Annotated in this window: 17 protein-coding genes; 5 read left to right on the forward strand and 12 right to left on the reverse strand. The window is 71.5% G+C overall.

Annotated features, from left to right (window positions below; genetic code table 11):
• Positions 1 to 33 precede the first annotated feature (33 nt).
• The 3 genes from ffh to ftsY form a co-directional block, all read right to left on the reverse strand.
• On the reverse strand, positions 34 to 1,623 hold the full coding sequence (ffh, locus tag RH864_RS09010; RefSeq protein WP_310517206.1) for a signal recognition particle protein: 1,590 nt from the start codon (positions 1,621 to 1,623) through the stop codon (positions 34 to 36).
• 78 nt (positions 1,624 to 1,701) lie between these two features.
• Entirely contained in the window at positions 1,702 to 2,190 is a 489-nt protein-coding gene (locus tag RH864_RS09015; RefSeq protein ID WP_310517207.1) for a hypothetical protein, read from the reverse strand.
• 13 nt (positions 2,191 to 2,203) lie between these two features.
• Positions 2,204 to 3,079 carry a signal recognition particle-docking protein FtsY gene (gene ftsY, locus RH864_RS09020; RefSeq protein ID WP_310517208.1) on the reverse strand — a complete coding sequence of 292 codons (876 nt, stop codon included), beginning with the start codon at positions 3,077 to 3,079 and terminating at the stop codon, positions 2,204 to 2,206.
• Between the two features lie 98 nt (positions 3,080 to 3,177).
• Between ftsY and RH864_RS09025 the strand changes: the two genes are divergently transcribed.
• Together RH864_RS09025 and RH864_RS09030 are read left to right on the forward strand one after the other, a co-directional pair.
• Positions 3,178 to 4,164, forward strand: a complete 987-nt coding sequence (locus RH864_RS09025) for a TIGR03885 family FMN-dependent LLM class oxidoreductase (RefSeq protein ID WP_310517209.1) — start codon at positions 3,178 to 3,180, stop codon at positions 4,162 to 4,164.
• Entirely contained in the window at positions 4,161 to 5,825 is a 1,665-nt protein-coding gene (locus RH864_RS09030) for an alpha-amylase family protein (RefSeq protein ID WP_310517210.1), read from the forward strand. Before RH864_RS09025 ends, RH864_RS09030 begins: the two co-directional genes overlap by 4 nt.
• A gap of 37 nt (positions 5,826 to 5,862) precedes the next feature.
• Here RH864_RS09030 and smc read toward each other — a convergent pair whose 3' ends face one another.
• Entirely contained in the window at positions 5,863 to 9,471 is a 3,609-nt protein-coding gene (gene smc / locus RH864_RS09035; RefSeq protein ID WP_310517211.1) for a chromosome segregation protein SMC, read from the reverse strand.
• A 182-nt stretch (positions 9,472 to 9,653) separates the two neighbouring features.
• On the opposite strand from smc, the gene RH864_RS09040 reads away from it, so the two are divergent.
• The 3 genes from RH864_RS09040 to RH864_RS09050 all read left to right on the forward strand — a co-directional run bounded on the left by RH864_RS09040 (position 9,654) and on the right by RH864_RS09050 (position 11,426).
• Complete coding sequence (locus tag RH864_RS09040; RefSeq protein ID WP_310517212.1) at positions 9,654 to 10,724, forward strand: GNAT family N-acetyltransferase; 1,071 nt, start codon at positions 9,654 to 9,656, stop codon at positions 10,722 to 10,724.
• Between the two features lie 203 nt (positions 10,725 to 10,927).
• A complete protein-coding gene (locus RH864_RS09045; RefSeq protein ID WP_310517213.1) occupies positions 10,928 to 11,158 on the forward strand; it encodes a hypothetical protein in 231 nt (76 codons plus the stop codon).
• A 4-nt stretch (positions 11,159 to 11,162) separates the two neighbouring features.
• Entirely contained in the window at positions 11,163 to 11,426 is a 264-nt protein-coding gene (locus tag RH864_RS09050; protein ID WP_310517214.1) for a CopG family transcriptional regulator, read from the forward strand.
• Positions 11,427 to 11,471: 45 nt separating this feature from the next.
• Here the strand turns inward: RH864_RS09050 and RH864_RS09055 are convergent, their stop codons facing one another.
• The 8 genes from RH864_RS09055 to RH864_RS09090 all read right to left on the reverse strand — a co-directional run bounded on the left by RH864_RS09055 (position 11,472) and on the right by RH864_RS09090 (position 19,613).
• On the reverse strand, positions 11,472 to 12,278 hold the full coding sequence (locus RH864_RS09055) for a C40 family peptidase (protein WP_310517215.1): 807 nt from the start codon (positions 12,276 to 12,278) through the stop codon (positions 11,472 to 11,474).
• 165 nt (positions 12,279 to 12,443) lie between these two features.
• Positions 12,444 to 13,427 carry a bifunctional DNA-formamidopyrimidine glycosylase/DNA-(apurinic or apyrimidinic site) lyase gene (mutM, locus tag RH864_RS09060; RefSeq protein ID WP_310517216.1) on the reverse strand — a complete coding sequence of 328 codons (984 nt, stop codon included), beginning with the start codon at positions 13,425 to 13,427 and terminating at the stop codon, positions 12,444 to 12,446.
• 1 nt (position 13,428) lies between these two features.
• A complete protein-coding gene (gene rnc, locus RH864_RS09065) occupies positions 13,429 to 14,094 on the reverse strand; it encodes a ribonuclease III (RefSeq protein ID WP_310517263.1) in 666 nt (221 codons plus the stop codon).
• Between the two features lie 76 nt (positions 14,095 to 14,170).
• Complete coding sequence (gene rpmF / locus RH864_RS09070) at positions 14,171 to 14,374, reverse strand: 50S ribosomal protein L32 (protein ID WP_310517217.1); 204 nt, start codon at positions 14,372 to 14,374, stop codon at positions 14,171 to 14,173.
• A gap of 9 nt (positions 14,375 to 14,383) precedes the next feature.
• Positions 14,384 to 14,947 carry a YceD family protein gene (locus RH864_RS09075; protein ID WP_310517218.1) on the reverse strand — a complete coding sequence of 188 codons (564 nt, stop codon included), beginning with the start codon at positions 14,945 to 14,947 and terminating at the stop codon, positions 14,384 to 14,386.
• 11 nt (positions 14,948 to 14,958) lie between these two features.
• Positions 14,959 to 17,295, reverse strand: coding sequence for a transglutaminase family protein (locus RH864_RS09080; protein WP_310517264.1), 2,337 nt, complete (start codon positions 17,293 to 17,295; stop codon positions 14,959 to 14,961).
• A complete protein-coding gene (locus tag RH864_RS09085; RefSeq protein WP_310517219.1) occupies positions 17,285 to 18,634 on the reverse strand; it encodes a DUF58 domain-containing protein in 1,350 nt (449 codons plus the stop codon). The genes RH864_RS09080 and RH864_RS09085 overlap by 11 nt, the downstream gene beginning before the upstream one ends.
• Positions 18,635 to 18,638: 4 nt before the next feature.
• Positions 18,639 to 19,613 (reverse strand): AAA family ATPase, encoded by a 975-nt coding sequence (locus RH864_RS09090; protein WP_310517265.1) that lies wholly within the window; start codon positions 19,611 to 19,613, stop codon positions 18,639 to 18,641.
• Positions 19,614 to 19,619: the final 6 nt, after the last annotated feature.

The following is a 19,619-nucleotide window of genomic DNA, read 5'->3' on the forward strand; positions in this document are numbered from 1 at the left end:
TCATTCGGCGCACGGGAGGGCAAGGGATGAGCGTCAGCGGCCGAGCATCTTCTGCAGGGCGGCGAGCTCTTCCTCGGTCGGGGCGCCCTTGGCGCCCGTGCCACCGCCGAGACCGAAGCCCGCGCCGCTCGGCGCGTTCGACTGCCCCGGCACCGGGCCGCCGGCCGCAATCGCGGCGTTCTCGGCCGCGCGCTTGGCCGGATTGCCCGACCGGGACGCGTTGCCGCCCTTCTTCTTGCCCTTGGCCTTGCGCGAGCCGCCGCCGCCACCGAAGCCGGCACCCGGGATCGGGCCCATGCCCGGCACCTGCGGAACCCCGCCGCGGGCGACCGTCTTCATCATCTTCGCGGCCTGCTCGAACCGCTGCACGAGCTGGTTCACGTCGGTCACGGTCATGCCGGACCCGCGCGCGATGCGGAGGCGCCTGGAACCGTTGAGGAGCTTGGGGTTGCGGCGCTCGGCCGGCGTCATCGACTGGATGATCGCCTCGGTGCGCACGATCTCTTTCTCGTCGAACTGGTCGAGCTGCTGGCGCAGGCCGCCCGCGCCCGGGAGCATGCCGAGCATCTTCTTGATCGATCCGGCGCCGCGCAGCTGCTGCATCTGGGCGAGGAAGTCCTCGAGCGTGAACTGCTCGTTAGCGAGTTTCTCGGCGACCTTCATCGCCTCTTCCTCGTCGAAGGCCTGCTGGGCCTGCTCGATGAGCGTGAGGATGTCGCCGAGGTCGAGGATGCGGCTCGCCATGCGGTCGGGGTGGAACGGCTCGAAGTCGTCGAGCCCCTCACCCGTCGACGCGAACATGATCGGGCGGCCAGTGACCGAGGCCACCGAGAGCGCCGCACCGCCGCGCGCGTCGCCGTCGAGCTTGGTGAGCACGACGCCCGTGAAGTCGACGCCGTCCTGGAACGCCTTCGCCGTGGCGACCGCGTCCTGACCGATGATCGCATCGATCACGAACAACACCTCGTCGGGGTCGGTCGCCTTGCGGATGTTCGACGCCTGCTTCATGAGCTCGGCGTCGACGCCGAGGCGGCCCGCGGTGTCGATGATGACGATGTCGTGCTGCGCCCGCTCGGCGTGCTTCACGGCGTCCTTCGCGACCTTCACGGGGTCACCGACGCCGTTGCCCGGCTCGGGGGCGAAGACCGTGACGCCGGCCTGACCACCGACGACCTGCAGCTGGTTCACCGCATTGGGACGCTGGAGGTCGGCGGCGACGAGCAGCGGCGTGTGGCCCTCTTTGACGAGGTGCTTCGCGAGCTTGCCCGCGAGCGTCGTCTTGCCGGCGCCCTGGAGGCCGGCGAGCATGATGACGGTCGGCGGGTTCTTCGCGAACTGCAGGCGGCGCTGCTGGCCGCCCAGGATGCCGACGAGCTCTTCGTTGACGATCTGCACGACCTGCTGCGCGGGGTTCAGCGCGCGATTGACCTCGTCGCCGAGCGCACGCTCGCGCACGGTCGCCGTGAACTCCTTGACCACCGGGAGCGCGACGTCGGCGTCGAGCAGGGCGCGCCGGATCTCGCGCACGGTGCCGTCGACGTCGGCCGCCGACAGCTTGCCCTTGGTGCGGAGGTTCTTGAAGGTCTCCGCCAGGCGGTCGGAGAGGGTGCCGAAAGTAGCCATGATCCCTCGATTCTAGGCGAGAGCGACCCAGGCCTCGCTGAGAGCGGATGCCTCGTGGCGGAACCCGGGCGCTGCGGGTCAGCCCTCGAAGCGCACGTCGACGATCTCGCGGTCGAGATCGATCGCCGCGACGAGGCGCTCGTCGGTGTCTTCGGGCGCGAGCGCATACGCGAACTCCGCGAACGCATCGCCCGGTTCGTCAAGCTCGGGGCGAAGGTCCACGCGCTCGAGCGTCAGCGAGCGCAGCGCATCGACCTGACGGTCGCCCGAGTCTCGACCGATCGCCGCCTCGACCTCATCGGCCTGCTCGAGATCGGCGTCGAGCACCGCCTCGAGGAACTGCACGACGGGCGACGAACGCTGATCGAGCTGGCTCACGAACGCCGAACGCAGCTCGTCGTCGACGAGCTCGAGCTCGCCGACCAGCGTCGCCGCGCGGTCGAGCGACGAGGTCGAGACCGCCTCGCCCTCGGCGTCGAGCACCACCTCGACCCGCTGGTCCGCGTACTCCACCGTCTCCGACCAGTAGTCGCCGACGATGCCGAAGTAGTCGTGCTCGGTGGCCATGTCTCCCCTGTTCCTATCCGACGAGCTTCTGCGCGAAGACGTGCGGCGTGAAGCCCGTGAGGTCGCCGATGCCCTCGCCCTGACCGATGAGCTTGATCGGCAGCCCCGTCTTCTCCTGCACCGCGAGCACGAACCCGCCCTTTGCGCTGCCGTCGAGCTTGGTGAGCACGAGCCCCGTGACCCCGCCGTGCTCGATGAACGCCTCGGCCTGGGCGAGCCCGTTCTGCCCGGTCGTGCCGTCGAGCACGAGCAGGACCTCGCTGATCGGGGCGAGCTTCTCGACCACGCGCTTGATCTTGCCGAGCTCGTCCATGAGCCCGCCCTTCGTGTGCAGCCGGCCGGCCGTGTCGATGATCACGATCTCGGTGCCGTCGCGCTGTGCGCGCTCCACCGTCTGGAAGGCCACCGAAGCGGGGTCCTGCCCCTCACGCTCGGGACGCACGATCCCGACGCCGGCACGCTCGGCCCACGTCGCGAGCTGGTCCACCGCCGCGGCGCGGAACGTGTCGGCCGCGCCGACGACGACCGAGCGGTCGTAGGTGCGCAGGAACCTCGCGAACTTGCCGATCGTCGTGGTCTTGCCGACCCCGTTCACGCCGACGACGAGCACGACCGCTGGACGCTCGGTGAGTCTGAGCGTCGGGTCGTACTTCGCGAGCCGCTCCTCGACGATCTCACGGAGCATCCGCTGCACGTCGCGCGGGTCGGTCGTCTTGTACCGCTCGACCTGCGCGCGGATCTGCTCCACGATCTCCTCGGTGACCGCCGGACCGAAGTCGGCCGTGATGAGCGCGGTCTCGAGGTCCTCCCAGGTGTCCTCGTCGATCGTCTTCGTCCCGAAGATGTTCCGGAGGGCCGAGCCGAGCGACCAGGAAGCACGTTCCACCATGGCTCCTAGCCTGCCATGCCCGAAGGCTCCGAGCGGCGCAAGGGGTTGTCCGCTCACCACGACGACCGAAAGGCTCGAACCTGGACGGAAGGAGACGCATGACCCTCGTGGGATACCACGCCTCGCACGAACAGATTCCGCCCGCCGGGCTCCTGCGCGCCGTGCAGCGCGCCGAGGAGGCCGGCTTCCAGGCGGCCATGTGCAGCGACCATCTCGCGCCCTGGGGACACCGGCAGGGCGAGTCCGGCCACGCCTGGACCTGGCTCGGTGCCGCCCTGCAGGCGACGAGCCTGCCGTTCGGCGTTGTCACGGCCCCCGGCCAGCGGTATCACCCCGTCGTGCTCGCGCAGGCCATCGGGACGCTCGAGTCGATGTTCCCGGGACGGTTCTGGCCGGCGATCGGCAGCGGCGAGGCCATGAACGAGCACGTGACCGGCGAGCCCTGGCCGCCCAAGCCCGAGCGCGATGCGCGCATGGTGGAATGCGTCGACGTCATCCGTCGTCTGCTCGCGGGTGACGAGGTGTCGCACGACGGGCTCGTGCGGGTCGACCGCGCTCGGGTCTGGAGCCGGCCCGCGTCGCCGCCGCCGCTCGTCGCCGCCGCCGTCAGCGCCGAGAAGGCCGCTTCGGCTGCGACCTGGGCCGACGGGCTCATCACGGTCAAGCAGAAACCCGCAGCGCTGCGGCACGTCATCGACGCGTACCGGGGGGCCGGAGGACGCGGCCCGATCACGCTGCAGGTCCACCTGAGCTACGCCGCCACGGCCGACGAGGCGCTCGCCATCGCCCACGACCAGTGGCGGAACGGACTCGTGGGCCCGCCCGACTGCTGGGACATCGCCATGCCATCCGAGTTCGACGCGCGTGTCGCCGACGCCCGGCCCGCCGAGGTCGCCGAGACGGTGCTCGTGTCCGCCGACCCGGCCGAGCACCTCGACCAGCTCGCCGAGCTCGTCGCACTCGGCTTCGACCGGGTCTTCCTGCACCATGTCGGGCAGCACCAGGACGCGTTCATCGACGTGTTCGGCGAGCGCGTGGTGCCCGAGCTCGCCGCGGCCGGCGCGACCGAGGAGGTGCCCCGGTGAAGATCACCGCACGCGGCGACCTCTGGTGGAAGACCGCGGTCGTCTACTGCCTCGACGTGGAGAAGTACCTCGACTGGAACGACGACGGCATGGGTGACTTCGAGGGGCTCGCCCACCGGCTCGACCATCTCGCCGACCTCGGGGTGAGCTGCATCTGGCTGATGCCGTTCCAGCCCTCGCCCCGCCAGGACGACGGGTACGACATCACCGACTTCCAGACGACCGATCCGAAGCTGGGCTCGCTCGGCGACTTCGTCGAGTTCATCCGCCTCGCGCGCGACCGGGGCATTCGGGTGATCATGGACTTCGTCATGAACCACACGTCCGACCAGCACCCGTGGTTCAAGGACGCCAAGCGCAGTCGCGACGCGCGACGGCGGGACTGGTACGTGTGGCGCGACGAGCCTCCGGAGCGCCCGCAGCAGACGGTGTTCCCCGGCGAGGAGTCGGGCGTCTGGGAGTACGACGAGCGGACCGAGCAGTACTACCTGCACAGCTTCTACCGGCACCAGCCCGACCTGAACATCGCCAACCCCGAGGTCCGGGACGAGATCGCCAAGACGCTGGGGTTCTGGCTGGAGCTCGGCGTGAGCGGCTTCCGCGTCGATGCGGTGCCGTTCCTGATCGAGCCGCCCGCGGGGGTCGACATCGGCAACCCGCACGAGTTCCTCCGAGACATCCGCCGCTTCCTGCAGCGACGGTCCAGCGAGGCCATCCTCCTGGGCGAGGTGAACCTGCCGTACGAGGGCCAGCTCGACTTCTTCGGGCACGTGGATGCGCCGGCCGAGCTCACGATGCAGTTCGACTTCCCGGCCATGCAGCGCATGTATCTCTCGCTGGTGCGCGAGGACGCCACGCCGCTCGCCGACATGCTGGCGTCCAGGCCCGAGATCCGGGTCGAGGCGCAATGGGCGAACTTCGTGCGCAACCACGACGAGCTGACGCTCGATCAGCTCTCCGAGGGCGAGCGGCAGGAGGTCTTCGAGGCCCTCGGACCCGAGGAGCGCATGCAGGCGTACGGTCGCGGCATCGTCAGGCGGCTGCCGCCGATGGTCGCGGGCGACCCGCGCCGGATCGCGCTCATGTACAGCCTCATGTTCTCGTTGCCCGGCACGCCCGTGCTGTTCTACGGCGAGGAGATCGGCATGGGTGAGAACCTCGACATCGGCGGGCGCATGTCGGTGCGCACACCCATGCAGTGGTCGACGGAGGCGAACGGCGGGTTCTCGCGGGCCCCGGCCCGGAAGCTCGTCTCGAAGCCACCGACGGACGGGTATGCGCCGGAGCACGTGAACGTCGAGGCGCAGATGCACGATCCCGACTCGCTGCTCAGCAAGATCCGGACCTTCGCCACGACGTACCGCAGCTCACCCGAGATCGGCTGGGGCCGGTTCGAGCTGCTCGAGCACGGGGAGAAGTCGGTGCTGGCGCACCGGCTCACGGCCGACTTCGGCAGTTTCATCGCCGTGCACAACTTCGCGCCGAACCCCGTGCACGTGGGACTCAAGCTCGGTGAGCTGTTCGACGACGCGCGTCTGTCCGACCTGTTCAGCCAGGAGGTCGTCGGGATCGACGATCGCGGCCGCACCGAGGTCGAGGTCGGGGCGTACGGCTACCGCTGGTTCCGCATCGTCGACCCGACCGACCGGCGGCTCACCTGACCGGGGCGGCCACCCGACGCGATCCGGCGAGCCCGGTTCAGCTGGCGCGTTCCTCACGGACGCGCTGCCCGACGACCGCCGAGACGCCGTCCTGGCGCATGGAGACGCCGTAGAGCGCGTCGGCGATCTCCATGGTGCGCTTCTGGTGCGTGATGACGATGAGCTGGCTCGACTCGCGGAGCCCCTCGAACGTCGTGAGCAGGCGCCCGAGGTTGGCGTCGTCGAGCGCGGCCTCGACCTCGTCCATGATGTAGAACGGGCTGGGGCGCGCCTTGAAGATCGCCATCAGGAGCGCGACCGCGGCGAGCGAGCGCTCACCGCCCGACAGCAGCGAGAGCCGTTCGATCTTCTTGCCCGCCGGGCGGACGCTGACCTCGATGCCCGTGGTGAGCAGGTCGTCGGGGTCCGTGAGCGAGATGCTGCCGGTGCCGCCGGGGAACAGCACGGGGAACACCTCGGCGAACGCCTCGCGCGTGTCCTCGAACGCCGAGCGGAAGATGTTCTCCATCTTGCCGTCGATCTCCTCGATGATCGTGAGCAGGTCTTTGCGCGTGTTCGCGAGGTCGGTGAGCTGCTCGGTGAGGAAGGCGTGACGCTGCTCGAGCGCCGCGAACTCCTCGAGCGCGAGCGGGTTGACCCGGCCGAGCTGCGCGAGCTTGCGCTCGGCTGCGGCAAGGCGACGCCGTTGCTCGTCACGGTCGAAGGGTCGGGCGGATGCCTCGGGCGCGGCGTCGTCCGTCTCGGGGCCGTCGTCCGTCTCGGGGCCGTCGTCCGTCTCGGGACCGTCGTACGCCTCGGGGCCGTCGTCCGCCTCGATCGCCGCGGACGCTCCCGGCACGGGCTGCTCGGGCCCGTACTCGGTCACGAGCACGTCCTCGCTCAGCCCCAGCTCGGACTCGGCTCGCTCGACGAGCCCCGACAGGTGGAGCTTCTTCTCGTAGATCCGCAGCTCGAGCCCGTGGACGTCTTCGGTGACCGCGTGCAGTCGTTCGCGCACGGCCGCCTCGTCGCGGCGATGACGCATGAGCTCCTCGTTGCGGCTCGCCCGCTCCCCCTCGGCCCGGCCGAGCGCCACGCGGGCCTCGGCCACCGAGCGGTCGACGGAGGCGAGCACCTCGGGCAGCGCCTCGGCGACCCCGGACGCCGCCTCGAGCTGCGCCCGGCGCACCACGGCCCTGCGAGCCGCGTCGACCGCCGCCTGCTGCTCGGCCTCGAACGTGCGCTCGAGGCCCGCGATCCGCTGCTGCTCCGAGCGCACGCGCTCACGCGCCGTCTCGACCCGGAGCCGGTGCTCGACCTCGGCCTCACGCGCACGCTCGAGGGCACCCAGCGCGTCGTCGCGGATCGAGGCGTCGAGCACCGGGCGAGGTGCCTCGCGCGCGGCCTCGAGCTCGTGCTTGGCCGTCTCCGCGGCCTGCTCGATCTCGCCGACGCGTTCCTCGGCGTTCGCGAGCGCTTGACCGAGGCGATCGGCCTCGGACTCGGCGGACTCGGCCCGCACCCGGGCCCGGTTCAGCTGTTCGGTGCGCTGCGCGAGCTGCGCGTCGTACTCGCGCAGTGCGGTGAGCGCGAGCTTGGCCTGCGCTTTCGCGTGCGCGTGCGCCTCGCGCTGTTCGCCCAGCTCGAACCGGTCCCGGTCGAGCTGCTGCTGCACCTCTTCGGCGCGGGCCGAGGCGCGGTCGCGCTCGGCGATCAGCTCGATGCGGCTCTGGGTCCGCCCGCTGCCACCGCGGAGCACGAACCGGCCGACCACTGTGCCGTCGCGCGTGATGACGGTCGCGGGCCGCTCGAGCGCCGCGACCGCCGGCGCCGCGGTGCGGGCCGCGTCGAGATCCTCGGCGACGAGCACCTCGGCGAGCAGCGCGAGCACGCCCTGCGGTGCGCGCACGATGCTCGCGGCCGGCACGAGGCCATCGACCGTGAGCGGATCGGGGACCCGTGCCGACGGCGTCGCGATCGCGAGGGCCACCCGGCCGAGGTCGTCGCGCTCGGCGTGCTCGAGCGCCCGGAATGCGGCGTCGGGGTTCGCGACGAGCACGGCGTCGGTGAGCGAGCCGAGCGCCGCGGCGATCGCCGCCTCGTAGCCCGGCTCGACGAGCAGCTGCTCGGCGAGGAGCCCGAGCACGCCCGGCACCTCCGATGCGGCGACGGCGGCCGAGCCGTCGCGCTGATCGAGCGCGAGCGACAGCGCGCCGATGCGCGCCGCGAGCGCGTCCCGCTCGCGCTCGCGCTCGTGCAGGCCCTCACGGATGCGCTCGATCTCGCCCTCGGCCTCGACGACGCGCGTCTGGGCCAGCTCGTACGCCTCGTCGAGGTCGGTGTCGACGTGCTCGGCCTGCTCGGCCTCGGCCTCGAGCCGCGCGAGCTCGGCGGCCGCCGTGGCGCGGCGCTCGGCCGAGCCCTCGAGGGCGTTGCGGTGCCGCAGCACCTCGCCGCGTACGGCCGCGAGGCGGCTCGCCGCGGCATCCGCCTGGCCCGTGAGCTTGGACACGCGCAGGTCGTACTCGGAGACCTGCGCCGCCTGCGACTGGATGACCTGGTCGACGCGGTCGAGCTCGGCTCGCGCCGCGGCCGTCGCGGTGATGGCCGACTCGAGCGCGTCCTGCGCGTCGCCGATGCCCTCGCGCAGCGTGTCGAGCTCGTCGGTCGCCTGCTCGATCGCCTGTCGGGTGACGGTCGGCTGCACCTCGGACTCGCCGGAGTCGGCGCCGAGCAGCGCGAGTCGCTGCCGCGCGAGCGCATCGAGCGCGCGCAGCTTCTCCTGTGCGGCCTCGAGGGCGAACGCCGTGCCGCGCGCCTCGTCGACACCATCGCCGAGGTGCGCCTGCTCGAGCCGCTCGACCTTCGCCTGGTGCTGCTCGAGCTCCTGCTGGAGCACGAGTCGTTCGGCGTGCCGTTCGTGCTCGCTCTTGCCGTGCTCGTCGAGCGCGCGGCGGAGCGTCACGACCTCGTCCGCGAGCAGGCGCGCGCGCGCATCGCGCACCTCGGCCTGGATCGTCGCGGCCTCGCGCGCGACCTCGGCCTGCCGCCCGAGCGGCTTGAGCTGACGGCGCAGCTCGCCCGCGAGATCGGACAGGCGCGTGAGATTGGCCTGCATCGCGTCGAGCTTGCGCAGCGTCTTCTCTTTGCGACGGCGATGCTTGAGGATGCCCGCGGCCTCCTCGATGAAGCCGCGGCGGTCGACGGGGGTCGCGTGCAGCACGGTGTCGAGCTGACCCTGGCCGACGATCACGTGCATCTCCCGGCCGAGCCCGGAGTCGCTCAGCAGCTCCTGCACGTCGAGCAGCCGGCAGCCCTCGCCGTTGATGGCGTACTCGCTCGACCCGTTGCGGAACAGCGTGCGCGAGATGGTGACCTCGCTGTACTCGATCGGCAGCGCACCGTCGGAGTTGTCGATCGTGAGGCTCACCTCGGCGCGGCCGAGCGGGCCACGCGTCGACGTGCCCGCGAAGATGACGTCCTCCATCTTGCCGCCGCGGAGCGACTTCGCCCCCTGCTCGCCCATGACCCAGGCCAGCCCGTCGACCACGTTCGACTTGCCCGAGCCGTTCGGGCCGACGATGCACGTCACACCGGGCTCGAACGCGAACGTGGTCGGCTGTGCGAAGGACTTGAAGCCCTTGAGCGTCAGGCTCTTGAGGTACATGCTCCCCCGGTCGGAATGCTGCGGATGCCTCGGCAAAGCGTACCCGAGCGGATGCCACGTGCCCGGTCGCGCGCGCCGGTGAAGCCCTTGTTGATCGAGTAGCGACGCGTTGCCGCCGCCCGGACCTGCCGGATAGACTCGTCGGCTGCCCGAGCGCCGGGCTGCGGAAGGAGCATCCGCTCGTGGCGATCGAGATCGCACCGATCCCCCTGCCCGAGCAGCTCGGCACGCCCGAGGCCCGGGCGTTCGAGGCGTACGCCGAGCTCGCGGAGCAGCTCGAGGTCGAGCTGCTCGGCACGGCCGACGTGAGCTACACCGCTCAAGAGCTGCTCGTGTTCGCGCGCGATCGCCGCTACAGCGCGCGTGAGGCGATCGGCGCCTGGGACGGCGCTCGGCTCGTGGGCGTCGCCGACCTGCAGTGGGAGCAGGACGCCGACGCGACCACGGCGTACAGCGTGGCGTTCGGTGTCGTGCCCGAACGCCGGCGCGAGGGCATCGGAGTCGGACTGCTCGAGGCCCTCGAGGCACGCGCGCGGGAGGTCGGCCGCCCGGGCCTCGTGCTGATGGCCGCGCACGCGTTCGACGACGGGTCGGGCGATCGGGTCCGGCCACCGCAGGGCGACGCGAGCCTGCCCGCCTCGCTGCCGGCGGTACGGTTCGCCCGCGCCCACGGCTACGAGCTTGGCCAGCTCGATCGCATGAGCGTGCTCGAGGTGACCGGCCGGGACGACGAGTTCCGCGGTCGGCTTGACGCCGCGGCGGCCGACGACGGCTATCGCATCGTCGTCTGGCGGGATCACGCGCCCGACGAGCTCGTCGACTCGCTCGCGCGGGCGCACCAGCGCATGTCGGTCGACGCACCCGCGGGCGCGATCTCGTACGAGGAGGAGCTCTGGGACGCGGCGCGCGTCCGCGCCGACGAGGCGCAGTCGCTCGAGGCCGGGCGCCTCACGCTCACCGCGGCCGCGGTGTCGGCGGCGGGCGAGGTCGCGGGCTACACGCAGCTCACCCTGCCGCCCGGGAAGACCGCCGTCTACCAGGACGACACGCTCGTGCTCGGCCCGCACCGCGGCCACGGCCTCGGCCTCCGGCTGAAGCTCGCCAACCTCGTCGCGCTCGCCGACACCGCGCCCGAGCGCGAACGCGTCTACACCTGGAACGCCGACGAGAACGCCCACATGCTCGCCATCAACCTCGCCCTCGGCTTCACGCCCGTCGCCATCGAGTCCGCCTGGCAGCGCCCCGCGTCGTAGCCCGAGGGAAGCGGCAGCGCGTCACGACTTCTTCGTAGCGACGAAGGCGTCGAAGTCGAAGGGCTCGCGCTCGCCACTCGTTTCTCCGGCACGAGGGCGGCGCGGAGCGCCGCCAGGCGTGGCACCAGTTTTCGTACTACACTCGACGTAGTACGAAATAGGGCGAGGGGGTGCCGGTGCGAGTACGAGTGCATCCGCGAGTCATGGCTCGACACCCCGAGGTCACCGAGGAGGATGTGGTCGAAGCGTTCGAGGGCACTCTGCGATCTCGAGCCCGCGATACCCATCCGGTGCTTTGGGTCGGCGTGGGAACGGATGCGAGCGGTCGGCTGTTGGAGTACATCGCGGTGGAAGAGGAGCCCACTGGTTGGCTGGTGTTTCACGCGATGCCGGCGACGAAGAAGGTACTCACCGAGGTTGGACTGAGGAGGTAGGCAGATGAAGAAGTACAGCGATGTGAACGGCACGCCGTTCACCGACGAAGACATCGAGCAGTGGGCCGCCGAGGCCGAATCCGAGCAGGGTTACACGGGCAAGCACCGCGGCCCCTCGCAGCCGGGACGGCCCGTCAGCGTGGGCGCGGAGGCGCGCCCGTTCACGCTGCGGCTCGACGCCGCGCGCCGAGCGAAGCTGGATGAGGCAGCGCAGGAACGACACACCACGCCTTCTCAGCTCATGCGTGAACTCATCGACGCACTCTGACCGCTGAGGAAGATCGCGGTCAGAGCCGGCGCCGCTCTCGCTGGGCTAACCGGCCGCTGGGGCGTCGATGAGTCGCGTGAAGTGGTGCGCGCCGGAGAAAACCGGGACGATCGAGACCGAAGCGCCAGGCTCGTCGAACACCGCGATCATCTGCCCGTCGCCGATGAAGATGCCGATCTCGCGCAGCGTGTCGGCGACGACGAGGTCACCCGGCCGCGCCTCCTCAGCAGACACCCGGTGTCCCTCCCGGTCCTGCCCGGCGATCGAGTGCGGGAGGAGCACGCCGGCGTGCGCGAACGAGAATTTGACCAGCCCCGGCCCGTCGAACCCGGCGGGCGTGCTGCCGCCGTATACGTACGGCGTGCCGAGCATCGATCGCGCGACCTCGACCGCGTCTTCGGGGCTCTGGGAGCCTACGGAGAACGCGGGCTGGTAGCCGTCAGCGGCCGAGGGCGTGCAGTGGAGCGTGGCCTCGAGCGTCCACGGGGCGTCCGAGTAGTTGGTGAGGTAGTTCTTATACATTCCCTCGCCCTGAGCGAGCCCTGTGGCGTAGCCCTCGTCATCGCTGGAGGTCACCTCCAGGTACACGCCACCGGACGCGGTGTCGGAACTGAACGACACCCCATTGGCCAGTCCGGACTCCAGATATTCCGGGTCCTTGAAGGAGGTGTTCACCAGGTAGGGGGCGACGTCGGCCGGACACGTTGTGTCGGGAAGGTACACGTAGCCGCCGTCCTGCCAGGCTGGCACGGTGATGGGGATCGTCACGAGCGTGGTCGGCGGGTCTCCGGCCTCGGGCGGCGCGGTCGCGCTGAGCGCGAGAAGTGCGACCGCAGAAAGCGTGGTGAGCATGCGGCTCCTCGTTGTCGGGCTATCGGGCAGCCGGGCGCGTCCAGGTGCAGAGCATGAGACTGACTCGCTGTATCAGTCGTCTAGTATACATACACGAATGCCCCACCGGCCCTACGACCTCTCGCGCCGCGAAAGCTCCGGCGGGAGTCGCCCGGATGGTCCGACTCAGCGCGGGATGCGGAGGCGCTGGCAGCGGGGGCAGCGGTGCGAGGAGCGGTTCATGAAGGGTTCGCGCACGATCGGGGTGCCGCAGCGTGGGCAGGGTCGGCCGGTCCGGCCGTAGGCGTTCAGGGAATGGGCGAAGTAGCCCGAGGCGCCGTTGACGTTCACGTACTGGGCGTCGAAGCTCGTGCCGCCCTCAGCGAGGGCCTTGAGCAGCACGTCGCGGACGGCCGCGAGCAGCTCGCCGGTCTTCCGCCGCGAGAGCGACGCGGCCGGCTGCTCGGGGTGCAGCCTCGCGGCCCACAGCGCCTCGTCGGCGTAGATGTTGCCGATGCCGCTGACGACGCCCTGATCGAGCAGCACGCGCTTGATGCCGGTCGCCCGGCGTGCCAGCGCCGCGACGAATGCCGCCTCGTCGACCGCCGGATCGAGCGGGTCGCGTGCGATGTGCGCGACCTGCGTCGGGATCGACCTCGCCCACGCCCCCGTGACCCCGGCGGAGAACCCCGCGATCGCACCGTCCGGTGTCGGCACGAGACGGTCGACCGCGAGCGAGCCGAAGATGCGCTGGTCGACGAAGTCGACGCGGAGCTCCCCGTGGCCGGGGTGCTCGAGGTGCAGGCGGATCCGGGCGTGCCGGTCGTCGCCCGGGTGGTCGGGCGTGCGCAGCAGCATCTGGCCGCTCATGCCCAGATGGCCGACGAGCGCGAGCGGATGCCCCGGGCGGACGGTGCCCGCGAACGCGCCGCCGTCCGCGGCATCCGGTGCTCGTACCGCGGCTGGCTGGAACGGGAGCCACAGGAACTTGCCGCGCCGCACCGCGGCCTCGATGCGCGCACCGGTGACGAGCGTCTCGAACGCTCCCGACGCGGCATCGTGGCGCTTCAACGACCGGGCGTCGAGCACCTCGACGCCCGCGACCCGGGCGCCCGTGACCGCGGGCGCGAGGCCCGCGCGGACGACCTCGACCTCGGGAAGCTCCGGCACGTCAGCCGGCCGCGCTCAGCTCGGTCCAGGCCTCGAGCGCAGCCGACATCTCGGCCTGCTTCTTGCTCGTGCCGTCGCCGCTGGCGACGACGAGGTCGCCGACCGAGACCGTGGCGATGAAATGCTTGTTGTGGTCGGGCCCGCTCTCGGTGACCGTGTACACGGGTGCCGGCGCGCCGATGCGCGCGGCGACCTCTTGCAGGCTGGTCTTCGGGTCCATCGCGGCACCGAACCGGCCCGGGTCGCGCATCAGCGGCCCGACCAGCCGCATGACGAGCGCGGTCGCGGCGTCACCGCCCTGATCGAGGTACACGGCACCGATGATCGCCTCGACCGTGTCGGCGAGGATCGACGGTTTGTCGGCGCCGCCCGTGAGCGTCTCGCCGCGGCCCAGCCTGATGAACGGCCCGAGCCCGATGGTGCGCCCGACCTCGGCGAGCGCGACGCTCGACACGAGGCTCGCGCGCCGCTTGGCGAGCTCGCCCTCATCGAGGTCGGGGTGATCGCGGTACAGCCGCACCGTGACCGCCTGCCCGAGGATCGAGTCCCCGAGGAACTCGAGTCGCTCGTTGGTCGGGATGCCGCCGTTCTCGTACGCGAACGACCGGTGGGTCAGCGCGAGGAGCAGGAGGTCGGGATCGAGCTCGACCTGCAACGTCTGCTGCAGTTCGTCGAGGCTACGACGCCCGGCTCCAGTGCGCTCCGCTCGCGTCACCACCGGTCGCTCGGCAGGCTCTGGCCGACTAGACGTCGGCGACCTTGCGGCCCTTGTACTCGAGGAACAGCGGCGTGCCAGCCGAGTCCTCGACGACCTTCGCGCGGTGCGGGAGGCTGTAGGTGATCTTGCCGTTCTCCACGGTCTTGACCAGCGTGGGGACCTCGGCCTTCCACTGCGAACGACGCGCGTGGGTGTTGGCCCGGGACTTCTTCCGCTTGGGAACCGCCATGATGCTCTCTCAATCTCTGTTCAAGTCGGCGTCGGATGTCGCACCCGAGCCCTCGTCTTCGGAAGCCTGGAACCCGGCGAGCGCGGCCCATCGCGGGTCGTGCTCTTCATGGGTGACGAGTTCCGGATGATCGGCCAGACGTTGACCGGTCACAGGGTCGAGACCGGGGCAATCAGGCCGGCACACCGGCTGGAAGGGCAGTGCCAGCACCACCGCATCTCGGATGAGCGATTCAAGATCCACGTGGTCGTCTTGAACCTCATACTCGAAAGCTTCCCCAGAATGATACGCGAAAAGCTCCTGGAACTCGACTTGGACCGGCAGGGCGATGTCGATGAGGCACCGACCGCACTCCCCTTCGGCGGTCGCATCGACCTCGGCGGTCACGAGAACGCCCTCGTGCACGGACTCGAGACGCACGTCGAGGTCGAGCTCTCGGCCCGCTCGGGCGGCGACGAGACCTTCACCCATCGCCTCGGTCGCGGCGACGGTCACGTGCTCCTCGCGCATCTCGCCTGGGCGGTTGACGAGGTCGCGCACCGACAGCCGGAACGGTTGATCCTGAATAGCCACGATCGTCGATTCTACGCGCCGGCGGGCGTGCCGCGGCCCGCGAGCCGGATCGCGGAGAGCAGCGACGCTGGGACAAGCACCGCGCGCACGCGGCTCGCCGCGTTGGCGTCGGCCCGCAGCGCGGAGCGCACCGTGCCGACCGCCGCGAGCAGCTCGTCGGGCGGCAGCCGCACGGCCCCCGGCGGCGGCTCGCCCGGCGGACCGTACCGTTCGCGCTCGACCGCGTTCCTCAGCTCGGCGAGCGCCGCACCCGCGTCGCCGTCGAAGGCGGGACGGTTCGCGATCCGCGCCGTGAACGCGCGGGCCGTCTCGGCCTCCGCACCGCCGGCGCCGAGATCGCGCGCGCTCGCGCGCACCTCGTCCCACGCGGCCTGAGCCGGGCCGGGGCCTCTGAGCACGCGCCGGTGCCGGGTGAGACGCTGGCCGACGCGCAGCCCGGCCGGGATGAGCATGAGCGCGATCACGGCGAGCGCGAGGCCGCCGAACCGCAGCCACACCTGACCCGCGGGCTCGAGGGTACGCCCGCCGGGCGCGGCGGCCCCGCGATCGGGGTCGACATCGGGCCGCGCGCTCTCGACGGGCAGACGCCCCGAGGGCAGCGGCGAGCTTTGCACCGGTCCGGCCTGGGGGCGCGTGTAGCCGGGCACGACTCCGCGCCCGGGCGTCGGCTCGAACGGCACCCAGCCGACGCCCTCGAAGTACAGTTCGGGCCACGCGTGCAGATCGTGGCTGTCGACCTCGACCACCGCGACGTTGTCGACCCGGCGCTCGGTCGCCGATCCGGCGATGTAGCCGATCGAGATCCGCGACGGGATGCCGACCTCGCGGGCGAGCACCGCCATCGTCGAGGCGAAGTGCACGCAGTAGCCCTCGCGCAGCTCGAGGAAGCTCGCGATCACGTCGTAGCCCCCGCCGTCGTACCCCTCCTCGACCGGCGCATCCACCGAATACTCGAACGACGGACCACGCAGGTAGTCCTGGATCGCGACCGCGGCATCGTACGGCGTCGACGCGCCGCCCGTGACCGCTGCTGCGGTCTCGGCGATGAGCTGCGGGCGTTCGTCCGGCAGGTCGAGGTAGGGCGCGAACGCCTCACGGTCCGGCCGTGCGGCGTCGCGCAACTGGGTCGCGGTCGGCGTGGCCACGAGCCGGTTCACGCGATAGCGCTGCCCCGCCGTGGTCGTATCGGCGCTGCGCACCGTGAGCGACTCGCGATCCCAGAACCACGACCCGCTGAGGCGCTCGACCGACGAGGCCGGGTACGGGACGGGGAGCCAGGTGGTGCGCAGCTCGTCGATCGTCACGTCGATCGGATGCTCCGTGGCCGCCACCGCGGGATCGAGCCCGACGGGCCGCGGCATCCGGTCGACGGTGTTGTCGGCGTCGAGACTGCGGTCGGTGACGCCCCAGACCTCGCCCTCGAAGAGGTCGAGTGTCAGCAACGTGAAGTACGGGCGGTCGCCGTCGCGAGCGACATACGAGAACGCCGGCACCGCACCCGGCCGGCGGAGGTCGCGCCCCAGGTCGATGAACGGGCTCACGCCGCGCGAGAACAGGGCCCCGGTGGTGTCGGCCCCGACGAGCAGGCTCGACGACACGCTCGGCGTCGCGGCCGTGAGCACGCCCGCCACGAGTAGTCCGACCGTGCCGACGCCGACCGTCGCGCCGATCGTCGACGCGAGCGGCACGCGTCGCGGCCCGTCGGTCACGACCGCGTCCTCGCCGACGGCATCGAGCCGCGCGAGCTCCCCGCGGCGGCGCACGCGGACGTCGAGGCGCAGCAGCAGCAGGAACGCCGCGGCCGTGCAGACGAGGACGAACGGCGGAGCGCCGTCCTCGATGATGAACCCTGGGATGAGGACGGGCACGAACGCGGGCACCGCGGCGAGCGCGGGCAATCGCGCTGCCTGCACCGAGAAGTCGGCGACTATGGCGAGCGCGCCCGCACCGACCGCGAGCGCGAACTGCAGCGCGGGCACCGGGATCGCCGGGACCGACTGCTGCTGGATGGTCTGCTCGGCGCCGGTCGCGAGCGCCGCGAGGCGCTCGAACGTCGCCCCGGTCGGCACGACCAGGGCGAAGCTCGTCGCTCCGCCGAACAGCAGCGTGAGCAGACCGAGCAGCACGGCCACGGCCAGGATCGGCACGAGCACCCCGGGAACCCGCAGCACCCGGAGCCCGAGACTGGCCCCGATCACCCCGACGATCACGAACGCGCACAGCCACCACCATCCGGAGCCGTCGATCAGCGGACCGAGCGCGGCGACGGCCGCGACCATGAGCAGGGCGGTCGCTCCGGCCAGCACGGTGCGCTGGGGTCGGGTGAGCGGCGCAGCCTCAGGATGCATCGGCACCCCGCTGCCCCGAGCGGTGCGCCGCGGACCCACGCGCGTGCCCGAGCTCTTCCCACACACCTGCCAGGTCGGCGATGCGCCGCACGACGACGACCTGCCAGTCCGCCTCCTCGAGCGCCTCGACGACTCTGGCGTCGACGCCGGGCACCGCGAACGCGATCGCCGGCGACAATGCGGGCCGGAGCGCGACGAGGTGCTGCGCATCGGTCGCATCTGGGTCGACGAGCACCGCGTACCCGGGCATGCGCGCCTCGGTGGCGACGACCGTCAGGGGCGCACCGTCGGCGTGCCGGCGGCGGCGCGCGACGCACGGGTTGGCGAGCCGGGCCAGATCCTCGAGCAGCTGCCGGTCGCCGCCCGGCAGCCGGTACCCATCGACCGAGGCCTCGGAGAGCGCGCCGTGCACGGGGTCGTCGAGCCGGTCGGCCCGGAGCCGGAATCCGCGCTCGATCAGGTGCACACCGACGGACGCGACGATCTCGACCGCGAGCTCGAACCCGAAATGACGCCGGTCCTCGTCGGTGCGGACTGAACCGTGGTCGGCTCGGCCGGCGAGCGTGGTGTCGAGGACGAGCCTCGCCTCCGGGTCCCCGCGCTGCTCCTCGTCGCGCACCATCAGCTCGCCGCGACGCGCGGTCGCTGGCCAGTGGACGCGCCTCAGCGGATCGCCGTGCCGGTACTCGCGAGCGATGAACTCGTCGGCGTTCGGGTGCGTTCGACGCTGCAGACCGTGCAGAACGCCGTCGACGGCGGCCGCGGTGCCCACCGCCGGATCGAGCGGGATCACCTGCGGGGTGACCACGAGCTCCTGCGGGGTGCCGGCGTCGCGGCTCACGCGCGCGAGCCCGAACGGATCGGTGGTCGTCACCCGCAGCGGGCCGACCTCGTACACGCCACGCTGCCCCGGGCGGATCCGGTACTCGAGCCGAGCGGTGTCGTCCCCGCTCGGCAGGGTCTGTTCCCAGGCGCCGAGCGCCGGGAGCACGGACTCGGGCGGGCCGGCCACGCCAGGCGGCACGGTTTCGGACCAGCGGGCGCCGTCGAAGGCCCGGCGCGCCCGGTTCTGCACCACGAGCGACACGCGCGCGACACTGCCTGCCTCGACGACGGCGGGCACGAAGCTCCGACGCACCGCGAGCCGCGGGACGCTGAACGCGACGTAGACGAGCGCGACGAGCGGCAGCACGATGCCCACGAAGGCGAGCAGCATCACATCGCGGGAGTCGAACCAGAGCGTCACCCCGAACAGCACGAGCCCGCCGATCAGGAGGGTTCCGCCGCGCCGCGTGAGCCGCGGCAGTGCCGCAGCTCGCGACGCGCGGGCCCGAGGCATCCGCTCACTCCCTCCTGGTGGAGCCGACCGGCACCGGGGTGTCGGCGACGATGCGACGCACGATCGCGTCGACGAGGGGGCCGCTGTCGCGGTCGTGCGCGCCGAGCGCACGACTGGTCGGCACCAGCCGGTGGCCGAGCACGGGCGCCGCAAGCGCATCGACGTCGTCGGGCAGCACGAAGTCCCGGCCGTGCATGGCGGCGTGCGCCTTCGCGGCCCGAACCAGCTGCAGCGTCGCGCGGGGGCTCGCCCCCAGCCTGAGCTGCCGGTCGGCGCGCGACGCCCGTGCCAGGTCGACCGCATACTCCTTGACCGCCGGTGACGTGTAGACGTGATGCACCGCGCGGATCATCTCGCGGAACTCCACGAGCGACACGACGGCCTCCACGCGCTCGAGCGGGCTGGACGTCTCGCGCATGGAGAGCATCGACAGCTCGTCGGCGGCGGCCGGGTAGCCCATCGAGATGCGCGCCATGAAGCGGTCGCGCTGCGCCTCGGGCAGCGGATAGGTGCCCTCCATCTCGATCGGGTTCTGCGTCGCGACCACGGTGAACGGATGCTCCAGCGCATACGTCTGCCCGTCGGCGGTGACCTGGCGCTCCTCCATGCATTCGAGCAGCGCCGACTGCGTCTTCGGGCTCGCGCGGTTGATCTCGTCGCCGATGACGACGTTCGCGAACACCGGGCCCGGCTTGAACTCGAACTGCCGCGAGGCCTGATCGAAGACGGACACGCCGGTCACGTCGCTCGGCAGCAGGTCGGGCGTGAACTGCACGCGGCTCACCGAGCAGTCGACCGACCTGGCGAGCGCCTTCGCGAGCATGGTCTTGCCGACCCCGGGCACATCCTCGATCAGCAGATGCCCTTCCGCGAGCATCACTGTGAGCGCCGCCGTGATCGCCTCGCGCTTGCCGCTGATCACGGTCTCGACGTTCTGCACGATGCGCGCCGCACCGGCTCCCACGTCGTCGATGCCCAGAACCGG

This window comes from Agromyces aerolatus, from assembly GCF_031432255.1.
GTDB lineage: Bacteria > Actinomycetota > Actinomycetes > Actinomycetales > Microbacteriaceae > Agromyces.